The sequence below is a fragment of the Vibrio sp. genome (assembly GCF_047973365.1).
Taxonomy (GTDB): domain Bacteria; phylum Pseudomonadota; class Gammaproteobacteria; order Enterobacterales; family Vibrionaceae; genus Vibrio.
Genome location: NZ_JBKEBW010000144.1, coordinates 1 through 5,198, shown reverse-complemented (window position 1 = coordinate 5,198; position 5,198 = coordinate 1). Strand labels below are relative to the sequence as shown.

Here is a 5,198-nt window from a genome sequence, read left to right as displayed (position 1 = left end):
GCTTGGATATAAGCCGCCGTTTAGATTTATCCGAATGAGTAGTTGGAGAAATGCGCAAAGTCCTCTAGCCAGTTATGCGATGCCAAACCAATGGTTCAACGAACTGGGGTTGGTAAATCTTGAGCAAGTAGGAACAGGGTATGTGTTTAGCAATTATGCTGAATGGAAGTATGCATGAGCCGTATACGAGGTCCGTACGTACGGTTCTGTGAGAGGGATGAGGCGGTAACGCCTCACCCTACTCGATTACCTTTAATTATGCAAGATCCGCCAGATGATCTTTGATATGGGTGGCTAAACTACCCAGCGTTGAACTGATTTTTGCAGCAGGAACAGCGATCTGACATCTTACTAGATTCTGACATTGTCTTGTTTTTGTTAAGTTATGTTCGGTTTGATGACATGTCGATACACTGACTTTGGTTCAATATTAGGAAGAACGCTCTTGCTCACGATCTATCATAAGCTCCGTAAAAAACTGTTCGAGTTAGAACACTGGCGCATAGGACTGGTTCATTTACCATTAGACGTCGTTCTCCATAGAGGTGTGGAATCAAACGACATCGAGTGGCTAAAATGTAACTCATTTAATTTTACCGCGGATCCGTTCCTATTTCAGATAAAGGGCATTAACTATATTGCATGCGAAGTGTTTGACTATACCAAAGGAAAAGGCAAGCTCAAATGCTATGATCTTCAGGCGCAGGAGCAGCCATTCTTTGTCGACATAAATAAAATCAAAGGTCATAAATCTTATCCGATGATTTTTGAACATCAGGATAAAACTTATCTAGTCCCTGAAACTAGCGATCTGAATTGTCTATCCTTATATCAGTACGATAACCATTTAAACAAATTTATCTGGATAAAAAATCTACTAGAGGGTGTTGACTGCATAGATAGCAATATTTTTCATAAAGACAATTGCTGGTATTTATTTACCTCATCAGCCATAACCCCACACCAACAACGTTTATTTACTGCACATTCACTATCTGGTCCATTCTACGAGCATCCCTGCTCGCCGATCCGCGACAATATTCGCGGTGGAAGAAATGCAGGTAAAATAATTGAAAATGATGGTTCTATTTATCGTCTCGGACAAAATTGTGATGGTGCCTATGGAAAAAGCATTTATGTGATGAACATTGACATTCTCACACCAGAGAAATATCAGGAATCTTATTTAAACGAAATAACCCCGGTAAAACCCTTTGATGAAGGATTACATACCCTATCAGCGTCTAATGGCAAGTTAATCATCGATGCTAAAATCCATACTTATTACCCAACCAACTTTATCAAGAAGCTCATTTTTAAAATAATGGGGAAATTTGATCTGGAACGTCAATATGATTAAATGTTTTCTATTCGGTTAAATGCATTGGTGGTATGTACAAAAAACACCACTGTACGGACAGTGGTGCCTAATGTTTAGGAATAATTAGTACAGGAGCTGTAGTCACTTTATTGGGGGTGAGAGACTACGTTTATTATTAAAATTCCTTAGCGCTGTTTTTTCATCGCGCTATCCATCCAGACAGCCAACAGTAAAACTCCGCCTTTCACAATGTATTGCCAGAACGTCGGTACATCCATCATGCTCATGCCGTTATCCAAAGACGCCATGATAAATGCCCCTATTACCGCACCGAAAACGGTACCAACACCACCGGCCATACTGGTTCCGCCGATGACACAGGCAGCTATAGCATCAAGCTCTGCAATATTACCCGCTGAAGGTGAACCAGCCCCTAAACGAGAACTCAACACCAATCCAGCAACAGCCACCAAGAAACCATTCATTGCATAAACAAGAAGCTTAGTACGCTCAACGTTAATACCAGAAAGTCTGCTTGCTTCAATGTTGCCACCTATCGCATAAATGCGTCGACCGAATCTTGATTTTGTCGCGATAAACGAACCAACAAGCACAAAGAAAGTGAGTAGAAGAACCGGTGTAGGCACTCCACGGTATTCGTTCAGAACAAAGATAACTGAAAGAACACCAAGACCGATTAACGTGTTTTTAACTAGCGATACTTGCATTGAAGGAACCGATAACTCGTATTTCTTACGCATGACATTGCGCTTTTTCTGCCAACCAAAGTAGACAGATAAACAACAAACACCGGCAATTATGCTAAGCATATTTGGCAAATAGCTTTGACCAATAACTCCCATCACTTCTGAGATAGGCGCTACAGTTGTACCGTTAGTTATCCCTATGAGTATGCCTCGGAAAGCCAAATATCCGGCCAAGGTAACAATGAAAGAAGGCACTTTACGATATGCGACCCACCAACCATTCCAAGCACCCAAAACCAAACCAGAGCACAAAGTAATAAGAATAGTGATCGGTAATGGCAAACCAAACCAAACATCTAAAATAGCCGCTAAACCACCTAAAAGGCCCATCATTGAGCCAACTGATAAGTCTATTTCACCACTGATAATGACAAACACCATACCTATAGCCAAAATACCGGTGATAGCAGTTTGTCTAAAAAGATTAGAAATGTTGCGAGGCGTTAAGTAACTCCAGTCAGTCATAACACTGAAAAATATCATGATAAACACGATCGCCAACGCCATAACTAGCATCTGAAAGTTGCCGCCTTTGATTCGGCTTAATAGGCTAGCATTAGCGCCTTTCGTTAATTCTCTAGATTGTTCCATCACGCTGCTACTCCTTCTGATAAAGCGCAATCCATAATTATTTCTTGAGTGAGATTTTCATTAATCAAATTGCCTTTAATTACACCTTCATGCATAACTAACACACGGTCACTAATACCTAATACTTCTGGTAATTCAGAAGAAACCATAATTATGCTTATGCCTTGTTTGACCAATTTGAACATCAATTTATAAATTTCATATTTCGCGCCAACATCAATGCCTCGTGTTGGTTCATCCAATATCAATATGCTCGGATTGATCATTAGAAAGCGGGCCAAAATAGCTTTCTGTTGATTACCACCTGATAAGTTTTTAATTGCTAATTCTGCATTCGGTGTTTTTACAGTAAGTTGTTTAATATTTTCTTTAATTACGTTTGCTTCTAGCGTGTCATCTAGCACACCGTATTTTGATAATGAATCTAGGGCAGAAAGTGACATATTTTGCCCCACGGACATAATTGGTACGATGCCGTTTCTCTTCCGGTCTTCTGGTACCATCGCGATACCAAAATCTAAGGCGTCCTTACTGTTCTTAATTTGTATTTGTTCGCCTTGTAATATGTAGCTCCCTTCATTTTTGCCAAGGTAGCAGCCGTACAGACATTCCATTAACTCTGTACGACCAGCTCCAACTAGACCGGAAATTCCTAGGATTTCACCTTTACGTAACTCAAAACTTGCGTTTCTAACTTTTGGAATCGCGGAATTTGATTTATCCCAAGCATTCACATTTTTGACTTCAAGAACTACTTCACCAATATCATGATCTTCTCTTGGGAAAAGCTGTTTCATTTCTCGACCAACCATCATGGTAATGATGTCGTCGGTAGTCATCTCACTCGTGTGTCGAGTACCAATATGTACGCCATCGCGTATGATGCAAATATGATCAGAAATCTCTTTAACTTCCCCCAATTTATGGGAGATATAAATGCAACTAACACCCGACGCCCTCAACTCTTTAACTAGATTGAGTAGTATCTCTGTCTCAGATTCTGTCAGTGGTGCCGTAGGCTCATCGAGTACGAGTAGCTTGGCATTTTTTGACATCGCCTTAGCTATTTCTACCAGCTGCTGCTGACCTACGCCTAAGTCTCCGACTTTCGTTTCAGGTGAAACGGCCAAGTTAACTTTTTCTAATAGAAGCTTTGCTTCATAAAACATTAGCTCGTGATTTAATATGCCATTAGTGCAGATTTCAGAGCCTAGAAACAAGTTTTCCAGAATACTCAGTTCTTTTACTAAAGTTAGTTCTTGGTGAATAATTGCTATGCCTAGATTTTCTGTATTAGATATATTTTTAGGTTCAATTACTTTACCGTTGTATATTATCTCGCCTTCATAATCGCCATGTGGATAGATACCACATAGAACTTTCATTAAAGTCGATTTGCCTGATCCATTCTCACCGCACAAAGATAATATTTCACCTTTATTTAGACTAATACTAATACCATCAAGCGCACGAACTGGCCCAAAGCACTTAACTATATTTCGCATTTCTAATAAAGAAGACATAATTGTCACTCCCAATAAAAATAGCGTTAAGAAAAATTCTTAACGCTTTTAATGCCATTATTGATAAATTTCACTTTCTGCGTGGAACCCATCACGAACAACAGTTGTTTTAATATTTTTAGAAGTAACGGCAACAGGATCTAGTAACCAAGCAGGTACACCTTTCATGCCATTATTAAGAGAAGAATTATGAGCAGGTGCTTTATCGTTACCTAACTCCACAGCAATTTCAGCTGCGCGGCTTGCTAGAGTTGTAATTGGTTTATAGATGGTCATTGTCTGCGTACCGTTGACGATGCGACGTAACGCTGCCAAATCCGCATCCTGACCAGAGATAGAAACTTTACCAGCCAAACCTTGTGCTTCTAATGCCTGAATCGCTCCGCCTGCAGTCGCATCATTTGACGCAACAACAACATCTATTTGGTTATTGTTTGCGGTAAGAGCGTTCTCCATAATTTTTAACGCGTTCTCTGCAAGCCAGTAATTAACCCATTGATCACCTACAACCTTGATGTCGCCAGAATCAATTTTAGGTTGAAGAATGTTCATCTGACCTTGGCGGAAAAGTTTTGCATTGTTATCTGTTGGAGCTCCGCCCATCAAGAAATAATTTCCTTTAGGTTTCGCATCTAACATAGCTTGCGCTTGCATTTCACCTACTCGTTCATTATCGAATGACAAATAGAAATCTAAATCTGCATCACTAATAAGGCGGTCATACGCTAGAACTTTAATGCCATCGTGTAATGAGTAACTATAAATAAAAAAGAGTGAGATTTTCAGGGATTATCAGAGATTTTGTGAGAATGGATTAAAGCCAACAAGGATGGGCGCTCTCGGCAGGTTTCTATTCTACTGCGAAAAGCACCCTGTCAAATGAAGTTAAAAATTTAGAAACACAGGCAAGTAAAAAGGAAAAATACCGCATTAGCCGTAGTGGTATTTTGAAAGTCCAGGAGGGACAACATCATGTAATCATTTCTACGGCTGTCT

General features: G+C 39.9%; 4 protein-coding genes and 1 pseudogene. 2 read left to right on the top strand and 3 right to left on the bottom strand.

Going from position 1 to position 5,198, the window contains the following annotated elements; translation table 11 throughout:
* A pseudogene (locus tag ACK5MF_RS17360) lies at positions 1–178 on the top strand (group II intron reverse transcriptase/maturase); the annotation flags it as partial.
* A 369-nt stretch (positions 179–547) separates the two neighbouring features.
* Positions 548–1,360 carry a hypothetical protein gene (locus tag ACK5MF_RS17355; RefSeq protein WP_416923797.1) on the top strand — a complete coding sequence of 271 codons (813 nt, stop codon included), beginning with the start codon at positions 548–550 and terminating at the stop codon, positions 1,358–1,360.
* Between the two features lie 146 nt (positions 1,361–1,506).
* Here ACK5MF_RS17355 and ACK5MF_RS17350 read toward each other — a convergent pair whose 3' ends face one another.
* The 3 genes from ACK5MF_RS17350 to ACK5MF_RS17340 are packed head-to-tail and all read right to left on the bottom strand — an operon-like array spanning position 1,507 to position 4,940.
* A complete protein-coding gene (locus ACK5MF_RS17350) occupies positions 1,507–2,679 on the bottom strand; it encodes a sugar ABC transporter permease (RefSeq protein WP_416923799.1) in 1,173 nt (390 codons plus the stop codon).
* Positions 2,679–4,202, bottom strand: a complete 1,524-nt coding sequence (locus ACK5MF_RS17345; RefSeq protein ID WP_416923796.1) for a xylose ABC transporter ATP-binding protein — start codon at positions 4,200–4,202, stop codon at positions 2,679–2,681. Before ACK5MF_RS17345 ends, ACK5MF_RS17350 begins: the two co-directional genes overlap by 1 nt.
* 57 nt (positions 4,203–4,259) lie before the next feature.
* A complete protein-coding gene (locus ACK5MF_RS17340; RefSeq protein WP_416923798.1) occupies positions 4,260–4,940 on the bottom strand; it encodes a substrate-binding domain-containing protein in 681 nt (226 codons plus the stop codon).
* Between the last annotated feature and the right edge of the window lie 258 nt (positions 4,941–5,198).

What these genes read in the sequence shown, in the direction of transcription:
- ACK5MF_RS17350 (WP_416923799.1), bottom strand. Translation starts at nt 2,679, where the DNA reads ATGGAACAATCTAGAGAATTAACGAAAGGCGCTAATGCTAGCCTATTA.
- ACK5MF_RS17345 (WP_416923796.1), bottom strand. Translation starts at nt 4,202, where the DNA reads ATGTCTTCTTTATTAGAAATGCGAAATATAGTTAAGTGCTTTGGGCCA.